Source organism: Vogesella indigofera, from assembly GCF_028548395.1.
GTDB classification, from domain to species: domain Bacteria; phylum Pseudomonadota; class Gammaproteobacteria; order Burkholderiales; family Chromobacteriaceae; genus Vogesella; species Vogesella indigofera_A.
On record NZ_JAQQLA010000009.1, the window covers coordinates 90,340 to 116,247 of the forward strand.

A 25,908-nucleotide genomic window follows, 5' to 3' on the forward strand; every position below is an offset into this window, starting at 1 on the left:
ACCTTGTCGGGTACTGCCGCCTGCCGTGGCCGACGCTTACACGCGGCGCGCTTCCTGCACGCCGCGCACTTCCATCAGGTGCGACAGCACGCGGCTGATGTCGCGCACGTGGCGCACCTCCAGCGTGAAGCGCAGCCGCGCCTTCTGCTCGCGCGACAGGGTGTTGACGCCGATCACGTTCAGCTTCTCGCGCGAGAACACGTCGGAGATGTCGCGCAACAGCCCCGGGCGGTCGCTGGCGAGGATGTCGATGTCGATCGGGAACACGCTGCCCTTCTGCTCACCCCAGTCGGCGGCGATCAGCCGCTCCGGCACGTCCGCCGACAGCCGCTTCAGCGTGATGCAGCTGCTGCGGTGGATGGAGATGCCGCGGCCCTTGGTGACGAAGCCGACCACGCTGTCCGGTGGCGCCGGACGGCAGCACTTGGCCAGCACCGTCATCAGGTTGCCGACGCCCTCGATCAGCACGCCGCCGGCGTCGTGGCCGCCGCGACTGCGACGGACGATGTCTTCCGGATTGACGTCCGGTGGCGGCGGCGGCGCAAAGCTGACGAAGGCCTGGTTGACGGCGCGGGTGCCCAGTTCGCCGTGGCCCAGCGCGGCATAGACCTCGTCCAGCTTGTCGTAGCCCAGCTTTTCCGCCACCTGCGCCAGGTTAGGCTGCACGCCGGGATGGCGCGCCAGCTCGCGCTCAAAAATGTGGCGCCCGGTTTCGCGCACCGCGTCCAGGTTCTGCTGGCGGATGTACTGGCGGATCTTGGAGATGGCGCGATGGCTCTTGACCCAGCCTTCGTGCAGCCAGTTTACCGACGGGCCGCCCTCCTTCGCGGTCAGCACCTCGACGCGCTGGCCGTTCTGCAGCGGCGTCGACAGCGGCACGATGTGGCCCTCGACCTTGGCGCCGCGGCAGTGGTGGCCGACGTCGGTATGCAGCGCGTAGGCAAAGTCGATGGCGGTGGCGCCCTGCGGCAGCGCCAGCACCCGCCCCTGCGGCGTCAGCACGTAGATGGTGTCGGCGAACAGCTCGGTCTTGAACGCATCGGCCAGGCCCTCGCGGTCGGAGCCGGACATGTCCTCGCGCCAGTCCAGCAACTGCCGCAGCCAGGAGATCTTCTCCTCGTACTGGCTGTCGCCCTTGCCGCCTTCCTTGTAGCGCCAGTGCGCGGCGACGCCAAATTCGGCGTGCTCGTGCATCTCGAAGGTGCGGATCTGCACCTCCACCACGCGGTCTTCCGGGCCGATCACCGCGGTGTGCAGACTGCGGTAGTCGTTGGCCTTCGGATTGCTGATGTAGTCGTCGAACTCGCCGGGAATCGGCTGCCACATGCTGTGGATCAGGCCGAGCACGGTGTAGCAGTCCTGCAGTTTTTCCACCAGGATGCGCACCGCGCGGATGTCGTACAGCTCGGAGAAGTCGAGCTTTTTCTTCTTCATCTTCTTCCAGATGGAGAAGATGTGCTTCGGCCGGCCGGCGACGTCACCCTTGACTCCGGCCTGGCGCAGCTCGCCGCGCAGGGTGTCCAGCACCCGTTCGATGTAGTCGATGCGCTCCAGCCGCCGCTCGTCGAGCAGCTTGGCGATCTTCTTGTAGTTATCCGGGTCGGTGTGGCGGAAGCCGAGGTCTTCCAGCTCCCACTTGATCTGCCACACGCCGAGGCGGTTGGCCAGCGGCGCGAACAGTTCCAGCGTCTCGCGCGCGATCTGGCGGCGAATGACCTCGTCGCACTGCGGCAGGTAGTGCATGGTCTGCGTGCGCCACGCCAGCTTGATCAGCACCACGCGGATGTCGGCCACCATCGCCAGCAGCATCTTGCGCATGGTTTCCGCCTGCCGCGCGCTGTCTTCCGGAGTGGCGAACCTGTCGATGCGCGCGATCTCGGTGAGGCGGCGCACACGGTTGCCGCCCTCCACCAGCGTCAGCACGGTGCGGTTGAACGCCTTCGGCAGCCACTCCTGCCAGTCGGCACGGTAGTCCGGCACCGCGAACAGCAGCGTGGCAACGATGGCGTCGGTCAGCAGGTTGAGGTCGGCGACGATCGCCGCCGCCGCCACCGCGTGACTGAACACGTCCTCGCCGGTGTGCGGCAGCTTCTTGTCGCGGTACAGCTCGCGCGCTTCCGCAAACGCCTTTTCCAGCATCGCCATGTCGTCGGGCGCGACCGAACTGGACAGCTGCGCCAGCCAGCGCCCCGGATCGGCCGCATCGGCCAGCGTATCGGCAACAGATCGAACAACGGAAACCATGGTCTAGTCTTTCACCCTGCCTGTGATGGCGTATCGGGGTTAATCAATGGTGGCGCCGGCCGGCGACTGCAAGGCCTGCAACAGCAATTTGCGTACCGGGGTCGGTACCCCGGCGTCCAGCGCGCGTGCCAGCGGCAGCCACACACGGCCGTCTTCGGCACAATGGCTTGCGGCCAACCTTTGCAGTGGCACGCACTGCGGCGTGATGGTGAGACGGAAATGGGTAAACACGTGGCGCAATTCCGGCCACACCGGCAGCAGTTCGCCGTCGCCGTTGTCCGCCAGCCAGTCGGCAATCGCCAGCGTGGACTCGAACTCCGGCAGCGACAGCAGGCCGCCCCAGATGCCTGAAGGCGGCCGGCGCTGCAACAGCACCTGCCCCCGGTGCAGCGCGATCAGCATCACCGTCTCCCGCTCCGGCTGCACCTTTTTCGGCTTGCGCTGCGGCAGCTCGGCGGTGCGCCCGTCACGGGCGGCGACGCAACCGTCCGCCATCGGACAGACGCCGCAGGCCGGACGCGCGCGGCTACAGACGGTGGCACCCAGATCCATCAGCCCCTGGGTGTAGGCGACCATGTCGCCGTCGGCGGCCGGCAGCAGGCTCTCCGCCAGCGTCCACAACTGCACCTCCACCTTCTTGTCGCCGGGATAGCCGTCGATACCGAAGCAGCGCGTCAGCACCCGTTTGACATTGCCGTCGAGTATGGTTTCACGCTGGCCGAAGGCAAAGGCGGCAATCGCCGCCGCGGTGGAACGGCCGATGCCGGGCAGCGTTTCGATCGCCTCGCGCCGCGCCGGAAACTCGCCGCCAAAGCCGGCCATCACCTGCTGTGCCGCCTTGTGCAGATTACGGGCACGAGTGTAGTAGCCGAGGCCGCTCCAGTGCGCCAGCACGTCGTCCACCGGCGCGGCGGCCAACGTGGCCAGATCCGGGAAACGCCCGAGGAAGCGTGCGTAGTAGCCGAGCACCGTGCTCACCTGCGTCTGCTGCAGCATGATTTCCGACAGCCACACGCGATAAGGATCGCTGACCTGCCACGGCAAACCGTGCCGGCCGTGCTGTTTCTGCCAGGCGACTAGGCGCGCCGCAAACGCCGACTGCAAGGTCATCGCATCATCCAATCCGAATCGAACCGGCCATGGTAAACCAATCATCCGCGACTACCAAGAAGTTGCCGGCGAAATCAGCTAGAATAAAGGATTGTTTTGAAAGGATTACCCTCAGATGTCGACCTTCCGTTCCCGCCAGCGCGCCGCGCAACGCCGTCAGCCCACTCCGACCGCCGAGCGCGCCACGCCACCAGCCGGGAACAATGCCCCGCCCGGCCCGCGTGGCGACAAGCCATTCCAGCAAAAACCACGCGCCGGCGATGCACGGCAGGAAGGTCGCTTCGGCGCCCCCCGTGACAAGGACCCGCGCTTCGGCAACGACAAACCGCGCTTCGGTGGCGATCAGCCACGCGACAGCGGTTTCAACAAGCCACGCTTTGACGACAAACCGCGTTTCGGTGGCGACAAGCCGCGCGAGGGCAGCTTCCAGCGCGACCGCGACCAGGCACCACGTGAAGGCGGCTTCAACAAGCCACGCTTTGACGACAAACCGCGCTTCGGTGGCGACAAGCCACGTGAAGGCAGCTTCCAGCGCGATCGCGACCAGGCACCACGTGAAGGCGGCTTCAACAAGCCGCGCTTTGATGACAAACCGCGTTTCGGCGGCGACAAGCCGCGCGAGGGCGGCTTCCAGCGTGATCGCGACCAGGCGCCGCGCGACGGCGGCTTCAACAAGCCACGCTTTGACGCCGACAAACCGCGTTTTGGCGGCGACAAGCCGCGCGAGAGCAGCTTCCAGCGCAACCGCGACCAGGCTCCGCGCGAAGGTGGTTTCAACAAGCCACGCTTTGACGCTGACAAGCCGCGTTTCGGTGGCGACAAGCCGCGTGAAGGCGGCCTCCAGCGCGACCGCGAGCAGGCACCACGTGACGGCGGCTTCAACAAGCCGCGCTTTGACGACAAACCGCGTTTTGGTGGCGACAAGCCGCGCGAAGGCGGCCTCCAGCGTGACCGCGACCAGGCACAACGCGAAGGTGGTTTCAACAAACCGCGCTTTGACGATAAGCCACGTTTCGGCGGTGAGCAGCCGCGTGAAGGCGGCTTCCAGCGCGATAGCGCACCGCGCAGCCCGGCCGCCGAGGGCAACGGCCCGAAAGTACTGTTCGGCAACCGCAAGATCAGCGAAGACAACACCCCGGCAGCACCAAGCAGCAGCGACAGCGCGGCGGCCAGTGGCGAGCGCAGCTACACCCGCGACCGCGTGGCCGGCATCCGCGGCAAAGCGCACCCGGACTTCCAGGCACCGGAACGGCGCGAACCGGCCGAGCCGGCACGTCCGAAATCATTCCTGAAAACGCCGCGCCGCGACGATGACGCCAGCGCACCGCGTAGCTTTCCGGCCGCCGAGCCGCGCGAAGCCGCCGAGCCAGCCCGCCCGAAATCGTTTCTGAAATCGCCACGCCGTGACGAAGCGCACGATAGCGACGAGCGTGCACCACGCCGCGACGACCGCCCGTACGGCGAAGCCCGCGAAGGCAGCTTCCAGCGCAACCGCACCTTTGACGCCCGTGGCGAGCAAAGCGGCGTGCGCGAAAGCGGCTTCCAGCGTGACCGTACCTTCGACCGCAGTAGCCCGGCACGCGACGGCGAACGCAAGCCATGGCAGCAGGACAGCAAGCCACGCTTCGACCGCGAACGCAGCGCGCCGCGCGACGAGCAGGCGCCCCGCACGCTGTTCGGCAAGGGCAATGCACCACAGCGTAGCGATGCCCCGCGCGGCAGCGCACCGCAACGCGGCGATGCGGCCAACGTTGGCCGCACACCGTACGCCAAGCCGCAACCGCGCATCCTGCAGCAAGGCCAGCTGGCGCTGTTCGCCAGCTGCCCGCGCGGCCTGGAAAAACTGCTGGCCGAGGAAATCAGCCAGCAAGGCGGCAGCGAACTGCAGCTGACCGACGGCGGAGTGCACTTCACCGGCAACCAGGAAGTGATGATGCGGGTCAACCTGCACTCGCGTACCGCCAGCCGCCTGCTGCAACAGCTGGCGCAAGGCAGCTTCCAGATCGAGCGCGACATCTACACTCTGGCCAAGAGCATCGACTGGCCGGCGCTGTTCGACGTCAGCAACACCATCAAGGTGAAGACCGACGGCCACGCCCGCCTGCGCAGCATCGACTACGTGTCGCTGATCGTGAAGGACGCAATCTGCGACCGCTTCCGCGCGCTGAACGACGAGCGCCCGAGCGTGGACACACGCCGCCCGGACATCCGCATCCGCGTGTTCCTGTCCGGCTTCGACGTGCAGATCTATCTCGACACCAGCGGCGAAGCGCTGTTCAAGCGCGGCTGGCGCGACGAAACCGGCGAGGCACCGCTGCGTGAAAACCTGGCCGCCGGCATCCTGCTCAGCGCCGGTTACAACGGCAGCCAGCCGCTGCTGGACCCGATGTGCGGCAGTGGCACCTTCCTGGTGGAGGCCGCCGACATCGCGCTCAACCGCGCGCCGGGCCGCCTGCGCAGCTTTGCCTTTGAAAAGCTGAACACCCACAACGACCTGCTGTGGCACAGCATCCGCAACGATGCCGAGCTGGCAGTACGGCCGCTGGAAAAGCTGGCGATCTACGGCAACGACGCGTCGCTGGAAATGGTGGAGATTGCGCGCCACAACCTGACACGCTGCGGCCTGGAGTCGCTGGTCACGCTCAGCCACGGCGACGCCACCGAGCTGCAGGCGCCCGCCGCCAACGGCCTGCTGGTGTGCAACCCGCCGTACGGCGTCCGCCTCGACGAGCAGGATTCGCTGGCCGAGCTGTACCCGCGCCTGGCGACCTGGCTGAAGCGCAACTTTGCCGGCTGGACCGCGCACCTGATGACCGCCGACAGCCGTCTGCCGGCCCTGATGCGCCTGAATGCCGAAGCGCGGCCGCTGCTGTACAACGGCGCGCTGGAGTGCCGCGTCTATGCCTTCCCGCTGGTGGCCGGTTCCAACCGCAAGGAATAATGCGACAGCCCCGTTCAGCAACGGGGCATGGCAGTAGCCACTAAGCAAGGGCGTGCGATAATTCATCGCACGCCCTTTTGCCATCCACCCCTACCGAGGCAGCCATGGACACATCCTTTCTCTCCGCCACCATCCTGCTGATCCTGATCACCGATCCGCTGGGCAACATCCCGCTGTTCATCTCGGCACTGAAGCAGGTGAAACCGGAGCGCCGCCGCCGCGTGGTGTTCCGCGAGTGTTTCATCGCCTTCAGCGTGCTATTGACCTTCATGTTCTTCGGCAAGGGTTTCCTGGAGGTGATGCACCTCACCGACGAGAGCCTGCGCGTGGCAGGCGGCGTGATCCTGTTCCTGATCGCGCTGAAGATGATCTTCCCCGGCGAAGGCGGCCACGCCGGCAACCAGTTGAGCGGCGAGCCGTTCATCGTGCCGATCGCGGTGCCGCTGATTGCCGGCCCGTCGGCGATGGCCACCGTGCTGCTGATGTCGACGCGCGAGCCGGAGCGGATTCTGGAGTGGATAGGCGCACTGACGCTGACCATGCTGGTGACGCTACTGGTGTTCCTGTTCTCTGGCCGGCTGCAGAAACTGCTCGGCGAACAGGCGATTACCGCGCTGGAGCGGCTGATGGGACTGGTGCTGACCGCGATCTCGATCGAGATGCTGCTGGGTGGCGTCGCCGCCTACATCAAGAAGCTGGCCTGAGGCGGGCGCCCCGGGCCGCAACGGCGCCCGCGGCAGCGCCTTCTTTGCGGCGCAATCGCGCAGGCGGGCACTGCTCCGCGCCGGAGCCAAGACCGCCCTGCTCTGCCACAGGAGGGACAGCAATGCAAAAAGCCGCAACCCGTTAAGGATTGCGGCTTTTCATATTTGGTGGCCAATCTCGGAATCGAACCAAGGACACACGGATTTTCAATCCGTTGCTCTACCAACTGAGCTAATTGGCCAAACATCTGGCGCAGGGGGAAAGTGGTGGCCAATCTCGGAATCGAACCAAGGACACACGGATTTTCAATCCGTTGCTCTACCAACTGAGCTAATTGGCCTCTTTGCCGCGCACTTGCGTGCTGCATCAGAGGCACGCATTAAAGCAGATCAGAATTTGCGCGTCAAGGCATTTCCGGAAAAAACCGCCGATAACGGCGGTTTTTAACCATTTACTGCGCGTCCGGCTGCCGTGACGGCTGGGCATCCGCAAACGCCGGTACCTGCTCAAGGTTGGCCGCAATACGCGCCAGCAACGGGTAGCCGCCCATGTCGATGGCAAAGCGCTGCGCATTGAACACCTGCGGCAGCAGGCAGACATCGGCCAGCGTCAGCGCGTCGCCGAAACAGTAGCGTCCGGCGCTGGCGGCCAGCTGCTGCTCCAGCGCGGCAAAGCCCGTCGCTACCCAATGCCGGTACCAGCCGTTGCGCGCGTCCTCGCCCTGTCCCAGCTCGGTTTTCAGATAATTCAGCACGCGCAGGTTGTTGAGCGGGTGGATGTCGCAGGCGATGGCCTGCGCCACCGCACGCACCCGTGCCCGCAACACCGCGCCGTCCGGCAGCAGCCGTGCACTGTCCGGATAGGCCTCGTCCAGGTACTCGCAGATCGCCAGCGACTGCGTCAGCAGCACGCCGTTGTCCAGCAGCGCCGGCACCAGTCCCTGCGGATTGAGCGCCAGATAATCGGCGCTACGCTGCTCGCCGCGCAGTAGGCTGACCGGCGCCTGGGCGTAGGCCAGCCCTTTCAGGTTCAGCGCGATGCGCACGCGGTAGGCGGCCGAGGAACGGAAATAGCCGTACAGCGTGCGGCCAACGTTGGCCGCGTCAGCCATGCTTGACCACCGTCTGTGCGATGGCTCCGAAAATGCTGTGGCCGGCGGCATCCTTCATCTCGATGCGCACCGTGTCGCCCACCTTCATGAACGGGGTGATCGCCGCGCCGGTGTCGATGATCTCGATCATGCACTGCTCGGCCAGGCAGCAGCTGCCCGTGCTGCGGTCGTGGTTGGACACGGTGCCGGAGCCGACGATGGAGCCGGCGACCAGTTCGCGGGTCTTGGCCACGTGCGCCACCAGCTGCGGGAAGCTGAACTGCATCTCGACGCCGGCGTTCGGCTTGCCGTAGAAGGCGTGGTTGTAATCGACCAGCAGCGGCAGATGCACCTTGCCGTCCTGCCATGCGTCGCCCAGCTCGTCCGGGGTCACCGCTACCGGCGAGAACGCGGTCGCCGGCTTGCTCTGGAAGAAGCCGAAGCCCTTGGCCAGTTCGCCCGGAATCAGGTTACGCAGAGTGACGTCGTTGACCAGCATCAGCAGGCGGATGTGGGTGGCGCACTCGGCGGCATCGCTGCCCAGCGGCACGTCGCCGGTGACCACCGCCACCTCGCCCTCGAAATCCAGTCCCCACGCCTCGTCGCGCAGCGGAATCGGCGAGCGTGGCGGCAGGAAGGCGTCGGAGCCCCCCTGGTACATCAGCGGGTCGTGGTAGAAACTCTCCGGCACCTCGGCGCCGCGCGCCTTGCGCACCAGCTCGACGTGGTTGAGGTAGGCACTGCCGTCCGCCCACTGGTAGGCGCGCGGCAACGGGCTGTGGCAACGCGCCGCGTCGAAGGCGACGGCACCGGCGGCCTCGTCCTGATTCAGTGCAATGTAGACCTGCTGCAGTTGCGGCTCGGCCTGCGCCCAGTTATCCAGCGCCTGCTGCAGAGTGGCGGCGATCTGCGGTACGGCGATGGCGCGGGAGAGGTCGCGGCTGACGACCATCAGCTGGCCGTCGCGGGTGTTGTTCTGGTAGGTGGCGAGTTTCATGTGGGTGGTCTCGTCTGGAACGGTGTCGATACACGTTGGCCGCAGCAATCTGCTGCGGCCAACCTTGTGCTGCTATGCGTTCACGCGGCAATGCGGCTGTCACGCCGCCGCCGGCGCGCTCAGTCAGCCTTCAGCACGCCGCGGCGGATCTGGTCTTCCTCGATCGATTCAAACAGCGCGCGGAAGTTGCCTTCGCCGAAGCCTTCGTTGCCCTTGCGCTGGATGATCTCGAAGAAGATCGGCCCGATCACGGTTTCGGTGAAGATCTGCAGCAGGATGCCTTCCACCGGCGCGCCGTCGATCAGGATGCTGTTCTTCTGCAGCCGCGCCAAGTCCTCGCCGTGGTTCGGCACGCGCTGGTCAACCTTGGCGTAGTAGGTGTCCGGGGTGTCGAGGAAACGGGTGCCGCGCGCCTTCAGCGTTTCTACTGTGGTGTAGATGTCTTCGGTGGTCAGCGCAATGTGCTGGATGCCCTCGCCGTTGTACTGCTTGAGGAATTCCTCGATCTGGCTCTTGTCGTCGGACGACTCGTTGATCGGGATGCGGATCTTGCCGCACGGACTGGTCATCGCCTTGGATACCAGACCGGTGAGCTTGCCTTCGATGTCGAAGTAGCGGATTTCGCGGAAGTTGGCGATGTTCTCGTAGAACGAGCCCCACTTCTCCATATTGCCGCGGATCACGTTGTGGGTCAGGTGGTCGATCACCTGCAGGCCGACACCGGCCGGGTGCTGGTCGACGCCTTCCAGCGGCACGAAGTCGATCTCGTAGATGTCCTTGTCGTGGCCGTAGCGGTCGACGAAGTACAGTGCCGAGCCGCCGATGCCTTCCACCGCCGGGATGTTCAGTTCCATGGCGCCGACCGGGCGCACATACGGCTTGGCGCCGTGCGCCAGCGCGTAGTCATAAGCCTTGGCGGCGTCCTTCACGCGCCAGGCCATGGCGCAGGCGGACGGGCCGTGCACGGTGGCGAACTCGGAGGCCGGCTGGGTGCGTTCGGCGTTGAGGATGAAATTGATGTCACCCTGGCGGAACAGGCTGACGTTCTTGCTGCGATGGCGCGCAATCTCGATAAAGCCGAGCGACAGGAACAGCGCTTTCAGCTTTTCGACGCCTTCGGCGTTGGGGGCGGTGTACTCGACAAACTCGAAGCCATCGGTTGCCAGTGGGTTCATCAGTTGATGTTCCATTTTCATTCATCTCTCCTCTTGCGCGTCGTGGTCGACGCTGTCTCTGTGGTGCCGCCGCCCGGCGTGTGCGAGGCGGCTGGCTTGCCGTTGCGTGTCGGACGCAGTCGCGGCCGCATGATGTAGACAATATCCGGCGATCTGGCGCCACCGTGTAAAATGTCTGGCTCAGGCGCTTTATTCTAAGTAAACTCAACCGCAATTTTCTTGCGATATAGTGCCGAGAAAACAAAAAACTTAAAACAATATTCCAGAGCAAACCCATCATCAGGAGATAACATGCCTACGGCACCCCTGGACAAGACAGATATAAAAATGTTGGCCGCATTGCAGGCCAATGGCCGGCTGACCAACGTGGAACTGGCGGAAAAGGTGGCACTATCGCCGTCGCCCTGCCTGCGCCGCCTAAAGCAGCTGGAGGACTCCGGCGTCATCCGTCAGTACGTGGCGCTGCTGGATCCGGCCAAGATCGGCCTCGGCCTGCAGGCCTTCGTGCGCGTCACGCTGGAAAAGCGCGGCAACGCCCATCTGCAGGGCTTCATGGACGCGGTGCAGCGCTGGCCGGAAGTGGTCAACTGCTACGCAATGACCGGCGAGATGGACTACCTGCTGCAGGTGTACTTCGAGGATCTGGAGCACTTCTCGCGCTTCGTGATGGATGACCTGCTGCAGCAGCCAGGGGTGGAGGACGTGAAGTCCAGCTTCGTGCTGAAGGAATTCAAGCAGACCACCTCGCTGCCGATCTCGCACCTGAATCCGTAAGTCCCCTGCCCCCGCCGCGTGCGGGGGCATTTCCTGCCGCAGCCCCATTCCGCTATCATCCAGAACACCTTCGGCAGCAAAACGGGATCCCCAGTGGCCGCTACCAATTCCTTATCCAGCCGCCTGCAATGGCGCGGCGTGCTGTGCCTGTTGTTGCTGGGCGTGCTCGGCGGCGGTAGCCACTACCTGCTCGGCCTGCGCGACATCGAGCAGCGGCTGGCACAGCTGCACACGCTGGTGGAACAGCGCTTCGTCGGCGTGCTGGCGCAAAGCGTGTGGGACCTCGACCAGCACAACACCCAGCAACTACTGGAAAGCATCAACCAGCTCGACGGCGTCAACCGCGTCGAGCTGATCACCAACCTCGGCCAGCGCCAGAGCAGCCAGCTGCACCCGACAGCGCACAGCGAGTGGATCCGCGATTTCCCGGTACAGTCCGAACGCTCCGGCAACCAGCCGCTGGCCAGCCTGCGCCTGCACCTCGGCCAGCAGGAGCTGCTGCTGCAACTGCGCCTGCGCAGCCTGCTGTTCGCCGCCAGCCTGATGACCGCCATGCTGCTGATGCTGCTGCTGTGCCGTCACTTCATGCAGCGCCACCTGCTGCGCCCGCTGGAACAGCTGGTCGGCCAGCTGCACAAGGAGCAGCCATTGCCGCTGACCGACGGCGAGCGCGAGCTGAGCCTGCTGGGCAAACAGCTGCAGCGCTATCGCCAGGGCTGGCAGCAACAGCTGCAGCAGCAACAGCAGCGTGGCAACGAGCTGCAAAAGCAACGCGAACAGCTCAGCGAGCTGGCCAGCCAGCGCACCACTGAACTCGACCAGCTAACCCGCTCGCAGCAACTGCTGGCCAAGCTGTCGCACAGTTTCCTGCTCCTGCCGCCGGCAGAACAGCGCGACGCCGTCGCCGATGCCCTCGCGCGCATCGGCCACCTGCTGGGCGTCGACCGCTGCTACCTGCTGCTGCTGGATGACAGGCAGGCGCTGCAGCAGCACATCAGCTGGCAAAACGCCCAGTTGCCGCCAGACGGCGGCTTTTACCTGCAAACGTCACTGCAGCACTCGCCCTGGCTGCTGCCGCAGCTGCGACAGCAGGCACAGCTCACCATCAGCCGGCTGGAGGAGATTCCGCCGGACGGCCACGGCGAGCGCCTGCTGCTGGCCGAGCACGGCATCCGCAGCCTGGTTCTGATCGCGCTCGATCACGCGGCGCCGCTGCACGGCATCTTCGGCTGCGAGGTGGTCAACCGCCAACACGACTGGCTGGACAAGGAGCTGACGCTGCTGCGGCTGTTTGCCGAACAGCTGTCCGGACTGCTGCTGCGTCACCAGCAATTGCAACAGCACGAGGCGCTGACGCAGCAGCTGGCGGTGGCCAACGCCAGGCTGCAGGCGCAGAGTCACTGCGACGGCCTGACCGGGCTGGCCAGCGTCAGCCGCCTGCAGCAGGACAAGCAGCCGCTGTTCGAACAGGCCTTCCTGCGCCAGCAGGCGCTGTCGGCGTTGATGCTGGACATCGACCAGTTCGCCGCCTACAACAGCCACGCCGGCCACCTAGCCGGTGACGACTGCCTGCTGCACATCGCGCAGCTGCTGCAGGCGCAGCTGACGACGCATCCCGGCCTCGCGGTGCGTATCAAGGGCGCCACCATGCTGTTGCTGCTGCCGCAGCACGACGCGGCGCAAGCCGCCGCCGTGGCCGAGGAGCTGCGCCAGGCGGTCGCCGCGCTGCAGTTGCCGCACCCGGCATCGCGGGTATCCAGCTTTGTCAGCGTCAGTGTCGGCTGCGCCACGCTGGACCTGCGCCGCCACGACGATATCGACGACCTGATCGGCGAGGCGGCCCACGCCTTGCGCCAGGCCAAGGCACAGGGCCGCAACCGCTGCGTCAGCGCCGTGAGCCCATGAAAAAACCGCAGCCTGCGCTGCGGTTTTTCATGGTGCCATCGCGCCGCAGCTAGCGGCCGCGCTCACAGCCCCAGGCGCTGCCAGATGGTGGACACCGTGCCGGCCTGATTCAGGGTGTAGAAGTGCAGCCCCGGCGCGCCGTTCGCCAGCAGGCGGTCGCACAATTCGGTCACCACATCCAACCCCAGTGCACGGATCGACGCGCTGTCGTCCATATAGGCCTGCATCCGCAAACGCAGCCAGCGCGGCACTTCCGCACCGCACATGTCGGAGAAGCGGCACAGCTGGCCGAAGTTGGCGATCGGCATGATGCCCGGCACGATCGGGATGTCCACGCCGCGTGCCTGCACCTCGTCGACGAAGCGGAAATAGCTGTCGGCGTTGAAGAAGTACTGCGTCATCGCCGAGTTGGCACCGGCGTTCACCTTGCGCACGAAATTGTTGATGTCGTCCTCGGCGGACTTGGCCTGCGGGTGGAATTCCGGATAGGCCGCCACTTCGATATGGAAGTGGTCGCCGTGCTCTTCGCGGATGAAGGCCACCAGCTCGTTGGCGTAGCGGAACTCCCCGGCCTCGACCATGCCGGACGGCATGTCGCCGCGCAGCGCCACGATGTGGCGGATACCGTGGTTGCGGTATTCGTTGAGAATGGAGCGGATATTGTCTCGGGTGGAACCGATGCAGGACAGGTGCGGTGCGGCGGCGTAGCCCTCGTTGCGGATTTCCAGCACCGTGGACAGCGTGCCGTCGCGGGTGGTGCCGCCGGCACCGAAGGTCACGGAGAAGAACTCCGGCTTGAACTGCGCCAGTTGCTGGCGGGTGGTACGCAGTTTCGCCACGCCTTCCGGGGTGCGCGGCGGGAAGAATTCGAAGCTGAAGGTACGGTTACGTTCGGTCATGGCAAGCTCTTGCGGCAAGGTTGGTGATGGTTTCCCTGGCATCCCGTGTCGGTCTGGCGCCGCTGACGGGCGGCGACCAACGTTGGCCGCACAAAAAAACGGACAGGGCATTTTACGGCCCTGTCCGTTTTCACCGGACATCAAATATCAATAACGATAGTGTGCCGGCTTATATGGGCCGTCTTTCGGCACACTGATGTAGCTGGCCTGTTCGTCGGACAGCTCGGTCAGGCGGGCACCGATGCGCTCCAGGTGCAGGCGCGCCACCTTCTCGTCCAGATGCTTGGGCAGCACGTACACCTTGTTCTCGTACTTGTGCTCGTTGGCGAAGATCTCGATCTGCGCCAGCACCTGGTTGGTGAAGGAGTTGGACATCACGAAGCTCGGGTGGCCGGTGGCGCAGCCCAGGTTCACCAGGCGGCCTTCGGCCAGCAGGATGATGCGTTTGCCGTCCGGGAAGATGATGTGGTCGACCTGCGGCTTGATGTTTTCCCACTGGTACTGGCGTAGCGAAGCGACTTCGATCTCGCTGTCGAAGTGGCCGATGTTGCACACGATGGCGTTGTTGCGCATCTTCTTCATGTGCTCGTGATTGATCACGCCGACGTTGCCGGTGGTGGTGACGAAGATGTCGGCCTGATCGCAGACCTCATCCATGCGTACCACGCGGTAGCCTTCCATCGCCGCCTGCAGCGCGCAGATCGGATCGATTTCGGTGACCCATACGGTAGCGCCCAGACCACGCAGCGATTGCGCGCAGCCCTTGCCCACGTCACCGTAGCCCAGCACCACAGCAACCTTGCCGGCGATCATCACGTCGGTGGCGCGCTTGATGCCGTCGACCAGCGATTCGCGGCAGCCGTACAGGTTGTCGAACTTGGACTTGGTCACCGAGTCGTTGACGTTGAAGGCCGGGAACGGCAGCAGGCCGTCCTTTTCCAGCTGGTACAGGCGATGCACGCCGGTGGTGGTTTCCTCGGTCACGCCCTTGATGTGTACCAGACGCTTGGAGTACCACTGCGGATCGATTTCCAGGTGACGCTTGATGGAGGCGAACAGCGCGGTTTCTTCTTCGTTGGTCGGATGGCCGATCACGCCGAGGTCCTTCTCCGCCTTGCTGCCCAGCATCAGCAGCAGGGTGGCGTCGCCACCGTCGTCGAGGATCATGTTCGCCGGCTGACCTTCCGGCCATTCGAAGATCTTGTGGCTGAACTCCCAGTACTCGTCCAGGCTCTCGCCCTTGAAGGCGAATACCGGAATGTTGGCCGCAGCGATGGCGGCGGCGGCGTGGTCCTGGGTGGAGAAGATATTGCACGATGCCCAGCGCACTTCGGCGCCCAGCGCGGTCAGCGTCTCGATCAGCACCGCGGTCTGTACCGTCATGTGCAGCGAACCGGCGATGCGCGCGCCGCGCAGCGGCTGGCTGTGCTGGTATTCCTTGCGCGTGGCCATCAGGCCCGGCATTTCGGTCTCGGCAATATTGAGTTCCTTGCGGCCCCAATCTGCCAGATTGATATCGGCAACGAGATAGTCGTTGAATGCAGCCATCGTGTATTCCTTTGTCACGAAGGCCGGGAGGGATGGCTCACCCGCGCATCCCGTGCCCGGCACGGGTTATCCTGAAGCGGCCCGATCGGAGCCGTTCAATGAAAAGCAGGTGAGCGCCGTTTTGCGTTTCCGGGCCTGGGGCGTGGCCTCGCAGCGCTCCCCGGAATCCCGCCATTATGGCAGAACTTGCGGCGCAAGGTTGGCCGCAAGCACGCCGCACTGGCGACAAGGCCGCCGCGGGCGGTGCCGGGCGGCAAAGAAAAAGGCCTCTTGCGAGGCCTTGGTGCACAACAAGGTGAGTAGCTTACAGGCCGGCAGCGGCGCGCAGCGCGGCGGCCTTGTCGGTACGTTCCCAGGTGAACTCCGGCTCTTCGCGGCCAAAGTGGCCGTAGGCGGCGGTCTTGGTGTAGATCGGACGCAACAGGTCCAGCATCTGCACGATGCCCTTCGGACGCAGGTCGAAGTGCTGTTTTACCAGCTCGACGATGCGCTCGTTCGGAATGGCGTTGGTGCCGAAGGTGTCCACCGAGATCGAGGTCGGCTCGGCGACGCCGATGGCGTAGGAAACCTGGATCTGGCACTGGCGCGCCAGACCGGCGGCGACCACGTTCTTGGCCACGTAGCGACCGGCGTAGGCGGCGGAACGGTCAACCTTGGTCGGATCCTTGCCGGAGAAGGCACCACCACCGTGCGGTGCGGCACCGCCGTAGGTGTCGACGATGATCTTGCGACCGGTCAGACCGCAGTCACCCATCGGGCCGCCGATGACGAAACGGCCGGTCGGGTTGATCAGGAACTTGGTTTCGGCGGTAATCATTTCCGCCGGCAGCACCGGCTTGATGATGTCCTCGATCACCGCTTCGGTCAGTGTCTTGTGGTCGATTTCCGGCGCGTGCTGGGTGGACAGCACCACGGTGTCGATGCGCTTGGGCAGGCCGGTTTCGCTGTCGTAGACGCAGGTGATCTGGCTCTTGGCATCCGGACGCAGCCACGGCAGACGGCCGTCCTTGCGCAGTTCCGCCTGACGCTGCACCAGACGGTGCGCGTAGTAGATCGGGAACGGCATCAGCGTCGGGGTTTCGTCGCAGGCGTAGCCGAACATCAGACCCTGGTCGCCGGCGCCCTGGTCCAGATCGAGGCCTTCGCCTTCGTTGACGCCTTGGGCGATGTCCGGCGACTGCTTGTCGTAGCACACCATCACGGCACAACCGCGATGGTCAAAACCCAGCTCGGTATTGTCGTAACCGATGCGCTTGATGGTTTCGCGCGCGATCTTGATGTAGTCGATGTTGGCGGTGGTGGTGATCTCGCCGGCCAGTACGACCAGACCGGTGTTGACCAGAGTCTCGGCCGCAACGCGGGCGTATTTGTCTTCACGCAGGATGGCGTCCAGAATGGCGTCGGAAATCTGGTCCGCGACCTTGTCCGGATGGCCTTCAGATACCGATTCAGATGTAAAAAGATATTCGCTCATTGTGTCCGTTCCCGAATAATGGCCTTTGAGTTAATGATAAAATAGCGCGTTTACTTTCCAGCAGACCATGATGACCCGAATCGCACGACTCATCCTGCAGACCCTGGCCGCGTTGCCGTTACCGGCACTGCACCGGTTGGGCGCCCTACTGGGGAAAATCCTCTATTACCTATCGCCGCGTTTTCGCGAACGCATACGCGAAAACCTCAAAACCAGTCAAATCGCTGGAAGTTATCAGCTTTACGAATCGCTCGTCAAACTCTGTGCAGCAGAAACCGGCAAGGGTGCGCTGGAACTGGCCATCGCCTGGTGCCGCGAGCCGGACTACATCACCTCGCTGGTACAGGGCTGCGACGGCTGGGAGCATGTCGAGGCGGCGCTGGCGGAGGGCAAGGGGCTAATCTTCGTCACCCCACACCTCGGCAGCTACGACATTGCCGGACGCTACATCTCGGCCCGGCTGCCGTTCCCGCTGACCGCGATGTACCGTCCGCCGAAGCTGGCGTGGCTGGAGCCGATCATGAACGAGGGCCGCGCCCGCGGCAAAGGCCGCACCGCGCCGGCCACCGGCGCCGGCGTGCGCCAGCTGATGAAGGCGCTGAAATCCGGCGAGGCCACCATCATCCTGCCGGACCAGGTGCCCGGCAGCGGCGAAGGCGCGTGGGCGCCGTTCTTCGGCAAGCCGGCGTTCACCATGACACTGCTGGCGCGGCTGGCACAGATGAACAATGTCGCCGTGCTGTGGTTTACAGGCGAACGGCTGGCCGGCGGTGCCGGCTTCCACATCCACATCAGCCGCCAGCAGGGCGAGTTCAGCGGCGAACGCGAGGCCGATGCCGCGGTGGTCAACGCCAATGTCGAACGCCTGATCCAGCGTTGGCCGCAACAGTATCTGTGGAGCTACAACCGCTACAAAACGCCGTCCGGCGCTCCGTCCCCCGATCAAGCCTAACTGGAATACCGCATGAAATTCGCCCTAGCCCTGCTGTGGCTGATCCGCCTGTTGCCGCTGCCCGTCATCCACTCCCTGGCCTGGGGCCTGGGGCAACTGGCCTACCTGCTCGCCCGCGAACGCCGTCGCGTCGGTCTGATCAACCTGCGCCTGTGCTTTCCCGACATGGGGCTGACGCAACGCCGCCAGCTGATCCGCCGCCACTTTGTCGAGATGATGAAGCTGGTGCTGGAGTACGGCATCGTGTGGTGGTCGTCGCCGCAGCGGCTGCGCCAGCTGGTGGAGGTGCGCGGGCTGGAACACATCACCCGCCTGCGCGAGGCGGGCGAGGACGTGGTGCTGTTCTACCCGCACTTCGTCGCCTTCGAGATCTGCGCGCTGCGCCTGAACCTGGAGGTACCGCTGGTCAGCGTCTATTCGCACCAGAAGAACAAGACGCTGGACGCGCAGTTCTACCAGGGCCGCAACCGCTTCGACAATGCCTTTATCGTGTCGCGGCAGGAGAGCCTGCGCAGCATCATCAAGGCCATGCGCAAAGAACACACCCCGTTCCTGTACCTACCGGACCAGGACTTCGGCCCGCGCGACGCCATCTTTGTGAAGTTCTTCGCCACCGACGCTGCCACCATCACCGGCCTGTCGCGCATTGCCAGCATCGCCAAAGCCAAGGTAGTGCCGGCGATCGCCCGCCGCGAAGGCGCGCGCTTCGTGCTCGACATCCATCCGCCGCTGGACAACTTCCCCAGCGACAACCTGGAAGCCGATACCCGCCGCATGAACGCCTTTCTGGAGCAGCGCATCCTGGAGGCGCCGGAACAGTACTTCTGGCTGCACAAGCGCTTCAAGACCCGGCCACAGGGACAGGCTCGCTTTTACTGAACCGGTGGTAGCAAGCACGGGCAAGGACGGCTGCGGCCAACCTTGCCCGTTTTGTTTTCGGGACAAGCCGGCGGTGAGTGGGCTTTCCGCACCGGGTAAAGACACGGTTGCAGCGGAAGAGAAGTGATACCGATTGGTGCCGGCCTGCGCGTGACCAAGGTTGGCCGCAACCATGACGACATGGCCGCAGCACAGCCCCAACCCTGCCCTGCTCCGCTGCGATCGGGAGCTGAGACCTTTATCTCCAAACATCCCGGGCTACCCGGAGCGTGGCCCACGCTGTCGACAGCCAAACAAAAACGCCACGATCAGATCGTGGCGTTTTTGTTGTGCTGCGCAGCGGCTTAGATACCGCGCTTCTTCCAGAAGTAGCGGCCGATGAAACCGGGAAACGCAAACACCAGGAACAGTGCCAGGGTGGTGACATAGAACTGCCACTTCTGCACGTGTACCGGGGAATAGCGGCCTTCCAGCAGCTGTGCCAGCACGCCCAGCAGCAGGTACAGCGCCACCAGTTCCAGCAACTGCCAGCCAAAGTGCTTGTTGGCGACCTGCCAGATGCCGGCAACACGCCGGGTCATGAATGGCAGGTTGGCCGCAACAAACGCGAGCAGTAACAGAACGATGACGCTGACTTCCATGCTGATTCCTTACAGGACGACGAGGGATTGTTTCATCGCTTCGACACACATTGCGATCAGACGTTCCGGCATCGCACCCAGTACCAGCAAGGCCACGGCATTGAGCGACAGCACCAGTTTCATGTCACCGGAGATGGTGATCGGGCTGTGATCCTGCACGTCGTCGAAGTACATCACCTTGACCGCGCGCAGGTAGTAGAAGGCACCGATCAGCGACATCAGCACCGCCACGATCGCCAGCCACAGCAGGTTGACGTTGACGATGGCCTGGATCACCGCAAACTTGGCGTAGAAGCCCGCCAGCGGCGGAATACCGGCCATCGAGAACAGCGCCAGCAACATCAGCAGCGCGTACCAGCTGTTGCGGCCGTTGAGGCCTTTCAGGTCGTCCAGCGTCTCGCACTCGAAACCGGCACGCGACAGGCCCAGCAGGATGCCGAAACCGGCCAGCGAGGTCAGCACGTAAACGATCACGTAGAACAGTGCGGCGGAGTAGCCTTCGGCATTACCGGCGATCAGGCCCAGCAGCAGGAAACCCATGTGCGAGATGGTCGAATAGGCCAGCATGCGCTTGAGGTTGGTCTGTGCAATGGCAGTCAGGTTACCGATGGCCATCGACAGCACAGCCAGAATCACCAGCATACCCTGCCAGTCGGCCACCATTTCGCCCAGACCCTGCACCAAGATGCGGATCACGAACACGAAGGCCGCCAGTTTCGGTGCGGCACCGATCATCAGCGTCATCGCGGTGGACGAGCCCTGGTAAACGTCAGGCACCCACATGTGGAACGGTACCGCGCCCAGCTTGAATGCGAGACCAGCCACGATGAACACCAGGCCGAAGACCAGCAGTGTCTGGTTGGCGCTGCCCGAGGCGATCGCCTGAGCGACCTTGGCCAGTTCCAGCGAGCCGGTGGCACCGTACACCATCGACACACCGTACAGCAGCAAGCCGGAAGCCAGCGCGCCGAGCACGAAGTACTTCATCGCGGCTTCGATGGCGCGACCGGACTCACGCTGCAAGGCAATCAGCGAGTACAGCGACAGCGACAGTAGTTCCAGGCCCATGTACAGGCTGACGAAGTTGCTGGCCGACACCATCAGGTTCATGCCCAGCAGGGCGAACAGGGTCAGGGTGAAGTATTCACCCTTGAACAGGTCGCGATCCTTGACGTACTGGCGGGTGTAAACCAGCACCAGTGCCGTCACGCCGTACATCGCCACCTTGACGATGTCCGACAGCGGATCATCGACAAACATGCCACTGAGGGTGATGGTGGCGAACGGCTCGAAAGTGGAAACCTGGATCACGGCACAAACCAGCAGTGTCAGCAGCGACAGTGCGTAGGTAATGCCGCGCTTGGCGTCCGAGATAAACAGGTCAAGAATGAGGATTACCGACAGAGCCCCCAGCAGGAACATCTCTGGCAAAGCCGGCATCAGATTGAGATCAGCCCAATTCATTTCGTATTCCTTGTGGCCTCTTAGAGCTTGCTTTGCGCAACGTGCGCGATCAGTTCATTGACAGACAGGTGCATCTTTTCAACGAACAGCTGCGGGTACAGACCCATGCCCAGTACGGTCACGGCCAAGATCACCAGAATCAGGAATTCACGCTTGTTGACGTCCTTCATCTCTTCCACGTGGTGGTTGCCCACCTCACCGAAGATCACGCGCTTGTACATCCACAGGGTGTAGGCGGCACCGAAGATCAGGGTGGTGGCAGCCAGCGCGGCAACCAGGAAGTTCACCTGCACCGCACCCATGATCACCATGAACTCGCCGACGAAGCCGGAAGTGGCCGGCAGACCGGAGTTGGCCATGCCGAACAGCATCATGAAGGCGGCGAAGATCGGCATCTTGTTGGCGACACCACCGTAGTCGGCGATGTTGCGGCTGTGCACGCGGTCATACATCACGCCGATGCAGAAGAACATCGCGGCGGAAACGAAGCCGTGCGACACCATCTGCACCAGTGCACCTTCCACCGCCCACGCATTCATCTGGCTGCCAGTGAACAGGAACATGCCCAGGGTCACGAAGCCCATGTGGGAAATGGAGGAGTAGGCCACCAGTTTCTTCATGTCGGTTTGCACCAGTGCCACCAGACCGATGTACACCACCGCCACCAGCGACAGGCCGATAATGATCGGGGACAGCTCGATCGAGGCATCCGGCACGATAGGCAGCGCAAATCGCAGGAAGCCGTAGGCACCGATCTTCAGCGTGATCGCCGCCAGCACCATGGAACCGCCGGTCGGTGCTTCCACGTGGGCATCCGGCAACCAGGTATGTACCGGCCACATCGGCACCTTCACCGCAAACGACAGGAAGAAGGCGATGAACAGCAGGATCTGCACCTGCAGCGGGATCTGCTTCAGTGCCTGGAAGGCCTGGATGTCAAAGCTCTTGCCGGCCTGGAAGTACAGGTAGATGAACGCTACCAGCATCAGCAGCGAACCCAGCAGCGTGTACAGGAAGAACTTGATCGAGGCGTAAACGCGACGCGGACCGCCCCACACACCGATGATCAGGTACATCGGGATCAGCATGCCCTCGAAGAACACGTAGAACAGGATCGCGTCCAGCGCGGCGAAGGCACCGTTGATCAGGCCGGACATGATCAGGAACGCGGCCATGTACTGTGCGGTGCGCTTCTGGATCACTTCCCAGCCGGCCAGGATCACCATCAGCGTGGTGAAGCTGTTCAGCACGATGAACAGCATCGAGATGCCGTCCACCCCCAGGTGGTAGTTGATACCGAGGGATTCGATCCACGGCATGTTTTCGACAAACTGCATGCCGCCATGCAGGTTGTCGAACTGCGTAAACAACGGGAGCGATACCAGGAACCCCAGCACGGCACCAGCCAGCGCCAGCCAGCGCGCCAGCGGTGCGCGCTGGTCGCCACCGGTCGCCAGCACCAGCAGGCCGGCTACGATGGGGGTCCAGATCACCAGACTCAAAGGATTAGCAAACATATCGAGAACCTAATTTGTTATATCGATTCCGGTACCGATCCTTAACGGAGGATCAGCGGCTTGAACCAGTACGTCATCAGAACCAGCACCCCGATGATCATCACCGCAGCGTAGCTGTAGATGAAACCGGTTTGCAGCTTGCGGACCGCTCTGGATACCGAGCCGACCAGACGGGCACTGCCATTCACCAGCAAGCCATCGATCAGCAGCATGTCACCGACTTTCCAGAAGAAAGTGCCCAGTGCGCGCGAACCTTTGGCAAACACGGCGAAGTACAGCTCGTCCATGTAGTACTTGTTCTCGAGTAGCGTGTGCACGCCGGAGAATTTCTGCTTGATGGCGGCCGGGATGTGCGGCGCCTTCATGTAGAAGAACCAGGCCAGCGCCACACCGGCGGCAGCCAGCCAGAACGGCAAGGTCACGAAGGCGTGCAGGCCCATGGCCATCGCATCGTGGGCATGATGCATTGCTGCTTCCAGGCCCGGATGTGCTTCCAGATTGGTGAAGATCACGCCGTTGAAGAACTTGCCACCGACCAGCGGATGGATGGCGAAGAAGCCGATCAGCACCGAAGGAATCGCCAGCAGTGCCAGTGGCAGCGTCACCACCCATGGCGACTCGTGCGGCTTGTCGTTCGGACCCAGACCATGGTGGTGGTCATCGGACGGTTCTTCGTCGTCATGATCGCCTTCATGGGCGTGGTGCGAACCGTGGTTCTCCATCCAGCGTTCCTTGCCGTGGAAGACCAGGAAGTACATGCGGAAAGAGTAGAACGCGGTCACGAACACGCCGGCGATCACGGCAAAGTAGGCAAAGCCGGAAGCCGCCAGGTTGCTGTGTTCCACGGCCAGGATGATGGAATCCTTGGAGTAGAAACCGGAGAAGAACGGGGTACCGATCAGCGCCAGCGAACCCAGCAGCGAGGTAATCCAGGTAATCGGCATGTACTTGCGCAGGCCGCCCATATTGCGCATGTCCTGGTCATGATGCATGCCCATGATCACGGAACCGGCGCCGAGGAACAGCAGGGCCTTGAAGAACGCGTGCGTCATCACGTGGAACATGGCCACCGAGTAGGCGGAAGCGCCCAGCGCTACGGTCATGTAACCCAGCTGCGACAGGGTGGAGTAAGCCACCACGCGCTTGATGTCGTTCTGCACCACGCCGAGGAAACCCATGAACAGCGCGGTGATCGAGCCGGCCACCATCACCACGTTCAGTGCGGTATCCGACATTTCGAACAGCGGGCTCATGCGCGATACCATGAAGATACCGGCGGTCACCATGGTTGCCGCGTGGATCAGTGCCGAGATCGGCGTCGGACCTTCCATCGAGTCCGGCAGCCACACGTGCAGCGGGAACTGCGCCGACTTACCCATCGCGCCGATAAACAGCAGGATGCAGGTTACAGTCAGCAGCGACCACTCCACCCCTGGAATGATCTGGATGGTCTTGCTGGCCAGCGCCGGCGCCGCAGCGAACACGTCGCTGTAGTTCAGCGAACCGCCGAAATAGGCCAGTACCAGGCCGATACCGAGCAGGAAGCCAAAGTCACCGACACGGTTGACCAGGAAGGCCTTCAGGTTGGCGAAGATCGCAGTCGGACGCTTGAACCAGAAACCGATCAGCAGATAGGAGACCAGACCCACCGCTTCCCAGCCGAAGAACAGCTGGATGAAGTTGTTGGACATCACCAGCATCAGCATCGAGAAGGTAAACAGCGAGATGTAGCTGAAGAAGCGCTGGTAACCCGGATCTTCGTGCATGTAGCCGATGGTGTAGATATGCACCATCAGCGACACGCTGGTCACCACCACCAGCATCATCGCAGTCAGCGAGTCAACGAGGAAGCCGACGGAGAACTCGAAACCACCGACCGTCAGCCAAGTGTATACAGGGGCATTGAATACCTGGGTGCTGCCGTCAAGGAAGCCCTTCAGTACGCCAATCGAGAGAACCGCCGAAACTGCCACGCCAAGAATGGTAACAACGTGTGCAGCACGGCGACCAATCGCCCATCCAAACAGGCCTGCAATGACCGACCCCACCAGTGGTGAGAGCGCAATCAGCAGGTATAAGCTCTTCATATCCATGTTTGTCGTGCTTTTTAAAGTGGTATCCGGTTGCCTTAGCCTTTGAGGCTGCCCAAGTCTTCTACGTTGATGCTGTCCAGTTTACGGAACAGCACCACCAGAATCGCCAGACCAATCGCCGATTCTGCCGCCGCAACGGTAAGGATGAAGAAGACGAAGATCTGCCCAGCCGTATCAGACAGATAGTGCGAAAACGCGATGAAGTTGTAGTTCACCGCCAGCAACATCAGTTCGATGGCCATCAGCAGGATGATCAGGTTTTTCCGGTTCAGGAAAATACCCAGTACGCTGATGGCAAACAGGATGCCGGCCAGAACCAGGAAGTGTGTGAGTGAAAGCACGTGTCCTCCTAATCGGCCGTCAGGCCTGTTGCTCGTTGGTGTCAGAAGCAGTGTCCGCTTCAGGCTTCACCGCCTGAACCTGAACCACGCGCACGCGGTCATTACGACGCACCCGCACCTGCTCCGCCGGATTGATGTACTTGCTGTCAGCACGCTTACGCATGGTGATACCGATGGCGGCAACCATCGCCACCAGCAGCACGACCGCCGCGGCCTCGAATGGCAGCAGATAAACGGTATACAGCTGGCGACCCAGTTCGCGTACGTTGCTGGCATCGGCCGCAACCGCAGGCCCGGCCTGGAAGCCGGCAAGGTTAGCCTCCGGGCTGGACAGGATCAGCAGCATTTCGGCCACCATCACCAGCGCCACGGTGCCGGCCAGCGGGAAGTTCTGCCAGAAGCCTTCACGCAGCTTCTCGATGTTGATGTCCAGCATCATCACCACGAACAGGAACAACACCATCACCGCACCGACATAGACCAGCACCAGCGCAATGGCGAGGAACTCCGCCTGCAGCAGCAGCCAGTGGCCGGAGGCGGTAAAGAACGCCAGCACCAGATACAAGGCCGCATGAACCGGGTTTTTGGCCGTCACCACGCGGAACGCGGCAACGATCAGGATCAACGACAGCACATAAAACACAACAGCTTGAAAGCTCATGTCTCCCCCTTAGCGATACTTGGCATCAGCAGCCTTGTTGGCCGCAATTTCAGCCTCGTACTTGTCACCCACCGCCAGCAGCATCGGCTTGGTGTAGTAGAGGTCGCCACGTTTTTCGCCGTGGTATTCAAAAATGTGCGTTTCCACAATGGCGTCGACCGGGCAGGCTTCTTCACAGAAACCGCAGAAAATGCACTTGGTCAGATCGATGTCGTAGCGGCTGGTACGACGAGTACCGTCGTCACGCTGCTCTGACTCGATGGTGATGGCCAGCGCCGGGCACACCGCCTCGCACAGCTTACAGGCGATGCAGCGCTCTTCGCCGTTGGCGTAACGGCGCTGCGCGTGCAGGCCGCGGAAGCGCGGCGAGATCGGGGTCTTCTCTTCCGGGAACTGGACGGTGATCTTGCGGGCGAAGAAGTGACGACCGGTCACCATCAGGCCCTGCACCAGTTCTACCAGCAGGAAGGTTTTGAAAAAATTTCGGATCATTTCCAT

Annotated in this window: 21 protein-coding genes, 2 tRNA genes and 1 riboswitch; of the genes, 6 read left to right on the forward strand and 17 right to left on the reverse strand. The window is 63.2% G+C overall.

What is annotated here, in order from left to right:
• Positions 1–36: 36 nt before the first annotated feature.
• Together PQU89_RS14035 and mutY are read right to left on the reverse strand one after the other, a co-directional pair.
• Positions 37–2,244: a RelA/SpoT family protein gene (locus PQU89_RS14035; RefSeq protein WP_272766369.1), complete on the reverse strand. Its 2,208-nt coding sequence runs from the start codon at positions 2,242–2,244 to the stop codon at positions 37–39.
• A gap of 39 nt (positions 2,245–2,283) precedes the next feature.
• The gene (gene mutY / locus PQU89_RS14040; RefSeq protein WP_272766370.1) at positions 2,284–3,354 is read right to left on the reverse strand and encodes an A/G-specific adenine glycosylase; all 1,071 of its coding nucleotides are present in this window, start codon (positions 3,352–3,354) and stop codon (positions 2,284–2,286) included.
• A 115-nt stretch (positions 3,355–3,469) separates the two neighbouring features.
• Here mutY and PQU89_RS14045 point away from each other — a divergent pair, with 115 nt between their 5' ends.
• Together PQU89_RS14045 and PQU89_RS14050 are read left to right on the forward strand one after the other, a co-directional pair.
• Positions 3,470–6,295, forward strand: coding sequence for a THUMP domain-containing protein (locus PQU89_RS14045; protein ID WP_272766371.1), 2,826 nt, complete (start codon positions 3,470–3,472; stop codon positions 6,293–6,295).
• Between the two features lie 104 nt (positions 6,296–6,399).
• Entirely contained in the window at positions 6,400–6,999 is a 600-nt protein-coding gene (locus PQU89_RS14050) for a MarC family protein (RefSeq protein WP_272766372.1), read from the forward strand.
• A gap of 166 nt (positions 7,000–7,165) precedes the next feature.
• On the opposite strand, the gene PQU89_RS14055 is transcribed toward PQU89_RS14050, so the two are convergent.
• The 5 genes from PQU89_RS14055 to hppD form a co-directional block, all read right to left on the reverse strand.
• Positions 7,166–7,241: transfer RNA gene (locus tag PQU89_RS14055), tRNA-Phe, on the reverse strand.
• A 23-nt stretch (positions 7,242–7,264) separates the two neighbouring features.
• Positions 7,265–7,340: transfer RNA gene (locus tag PQU89_RS14060), tRNA-Phe, on the reverse strand.
• Positions 7,341–7,451: 111 nt separating this feature from the next.
• A complete protein-coding gene (maiA, locus tag PQU89_RS14065; RefSeq protein WP_272766373.1) occupies positions 7,452–8,111 on the reverse strand; it encodes a maleylacetoacetate isomerase in 660 nt (219 codons plus the stop codon).
• Entirely contained in the window at positions 8,104–9,087 is a 984-nt protein-coding gene (locus tag PQU89_RS14070; protein ID WP_272766374.1) for a fumarylacetoacetate hydrolase family protein, read from the reverse strand. Before PQU89_RS14070 ends, maiA begins: the two co-directional genes overlap by 8 nt.
• Positions 9,088–9,206: 119 nt before the next feature.
• Complete coding sequence (hppD, locus tag PQU89_RS14075; protein WP_272756694.1) at positions 9,207–10,283, reverse strand: 4-hydroxyphenylpyruvate dioxygenase; 1,077 nt, start codon at positions 10,281–10,283, stop codon at positions 9,207–9,209.
• A 270-nt stretch (positions 10,284–10,553) separates the two neighbouring features.
• Here hppD and PQU89_RS14080 point away from each other — a divergent pair, with 270 nt between their 5' ends.
• Positions 10,554–11,036, forward strand: coding sequence for an Lrp/AsnC family transcriptional regulator (locus tag PQU89_RS14080; protein WP_047966942.1), 483 nt, complete (start codon positions 10,554–10,556; stop codon positions 11,034–11,036).
• A 93-nt stretch (positions 11,037–11,129) separates the two neighbouring features.
• Positions 11,130–12,941, forward strand: coding sequence for a sensor domain-containing diguanylate cyclase (locus PQU89_RS14085; RefSeq protein WP_272766375.1), 1,812 nt, complete (start codon positions 11,130–11,132; stop codon positions 12,939–12,941).
• 62 nt (positions 12,942–13,003) lie between these two features.
• Here the strand turns inward: PQU89_RS14085 and metF are convergent, their stop codons facing one another.
• The 3 genes from metF to metK all read right to left on the reverse strand — a co-directional run bounded on the left by metF (position 13,004) and on the right by metK (position 16,862).
• The gene (gene metF, locus PQU89_RS14090) at positions 13,004–13,840 is read right to left on the reverse strand and encodes a methylenetetrahydrofolate reductase [NAD(P)H] (protein ID WP_255909129.1); all 837 of its coding nucleotides are present in this window, start codon (positions 13,838–13,840) and stop codon (positions 13,004–13,006) included.
• 147 nt (positions 13,841–13,987) lie between these two features.
• Positions 13,988–15,388, reverse strand: a complete 1,401-nt coding sequence (gene ahcY, locus PQU89_RS14095) for an adenosylhomocysteinase (protein ID WP_272766376.1) — start codon at positions 15,386–15,388, stop codon at positions 13,988–13,990.
• A 104-nt stretch (positions 15,389–15,492) separates the two neighbouring features.
• A riboswitch (S-adenosyl-L-homocysteine riboswitch) is annotated at positions 15,493–15,556 on the reverse strand.
• Positions 15,557–15,692: 136 nt separating this feature from the next.
• Positions 15,693–16,862 (reverse strand): methionine adenosyltransferase, encoded by a 1,170-nt coding sequence (gene metK, locus PQU89_RS14100; protein WP_047966938.1) that lies wholly within the window; start codon positions 16,860–16,862, stop codon positions 15,693–15,695.
• 70 nt (positions 16,863–16,932) lie between these two features.
• Between metK and PQU89_RS14105 the strand changes: the two genes are divergently transcribed.
• Together PQU89_RS14105 and PQU89_RS14110 are read left to right on the forward strand one after the other, a co-directional pair.
• Entirely contained in the window at positions 16,933–17,814 is an 882-nt protein-coding gene (locus PQU89_RS14105; RefSeq protein WP_272766489.1) for a lysophospholipid acyltransferase family protein, read from the forward strand.
• 12 nt (positions 17,815–17,826) lie between these two features.
• Entirely contained in the window at positions 17,827–18,693 is an 867-nt protein-coding gene (locus tag PQU89_RS14110; RefSeq protein ID WP_272766377.1) for a lipid A biosynthesis lauroyl acyltransferase, read from the forward strand.
• Positions 18,694–19,037: 344 nt separating this feature from the next.
• Here PQU89_RS14110 and PQU89_RS14115 read toward each other — a convergent pair whose 3' ends face one another.
• Genes PQU89_RS14115 through nuoI form a run of 7 tightly spaced genes read right to left on the reverse strand, consistent with a single transcriptional unit; the run spans position 19,038 to position 25,899 of the window.
• Positions 19,038–19,334, reverse strand: coding sequence for a DUF2818 family protein (locus PQU89_RS14115; protein ID WP_272766378.1), 297 nt, complete (start codon positions 19,332–19,334; stop codon positions 19,038–19,040).
• Between the two features lie 9 nt (positions 19,335–19,343).
• The gene (gene nuoN, locus PQU89_RS14120; RefSeq protein ID WP_272766379.1) at positions 19,344–20,798 is read right to left on the reverse strand and encodes an NADH-quinone oxidoreductase subunit NuoN; all 1,455 of its coding nucleotides are present in this window, start codon (positions 20,796–20,798) and stop codon (positions 19,344–19,346) included.
• Positions 20,799–20,818: 20 nt separating this feature from the next.
• Positions 20,819–22,315 carry an NADH-quinone oxidoreductase subunit M gene (locus PQU89_RS14125; RefSeq protein ID WP_272766380.1) on the reverse strand — a complete coding sequence of 499 codons (1,497 nt, stop codon included), beginning with the start codon at positions 22,313–22,315 and terminating at the stop codon, positions 20,819–20,821.
• A 41-nt stretch (positions 22,316–22,356) separates the two neighbouring features.
• Entirely contained in the window at positions 22,357–24,408 is a 2,052-nt protein-coding gene (nuoL, locus tag PQU89_RS14130) for an NADH-quinone oxidoreductase subunit L (protein ID WP_272766381.1), read from the reverse strand.
• Between the two features lie 35 nt (positions 24,409–24,443).
• Positions 24,444–24,749, reverse strand: coding sequence for an NADH-quinone oxidoreductase subunit NuoK (nuoK, locus tag PQU89_RS14135; RefSeq protein WP_047966932.1), 306 nt, complete (start codon positions 24,747–24,749; stop codon positions 24,444–24,446).
• 19 nt (positions 24,750–24,768) lie between these two features.
• Positions 24,769–25,410 carry an NADH-quinone oxidoreductase subunit J gene (locus PQU89_RS14140; RefSeq protein WP_272766382.1) on the reverse strand — a complete coding sequence of 214 codons (642 nt, stop codon included), beginning with the start codon at positions 25,408–25,410 and terminating at the stop codon, positions 24,769–24,771.
• Positions 25,411–25,419: 9 nt separating this feature from the next.
• The gene (gene nuoI / locus PQU89_RS14145) at positions 25,420–25,899 is read right to left on the reverse strand and encodes an NADH-quinone oxidoreductase subunit NuoI (RefSeq protein ID WP_202902727.1); all 480 of its coding nucleotides are present in this window, start codon (positions 25,897–25,899) and stop codon (positions 25,420–25,422) included.
• Positions 25,900–25,908 lie beyond the last annotated feature (9 nt).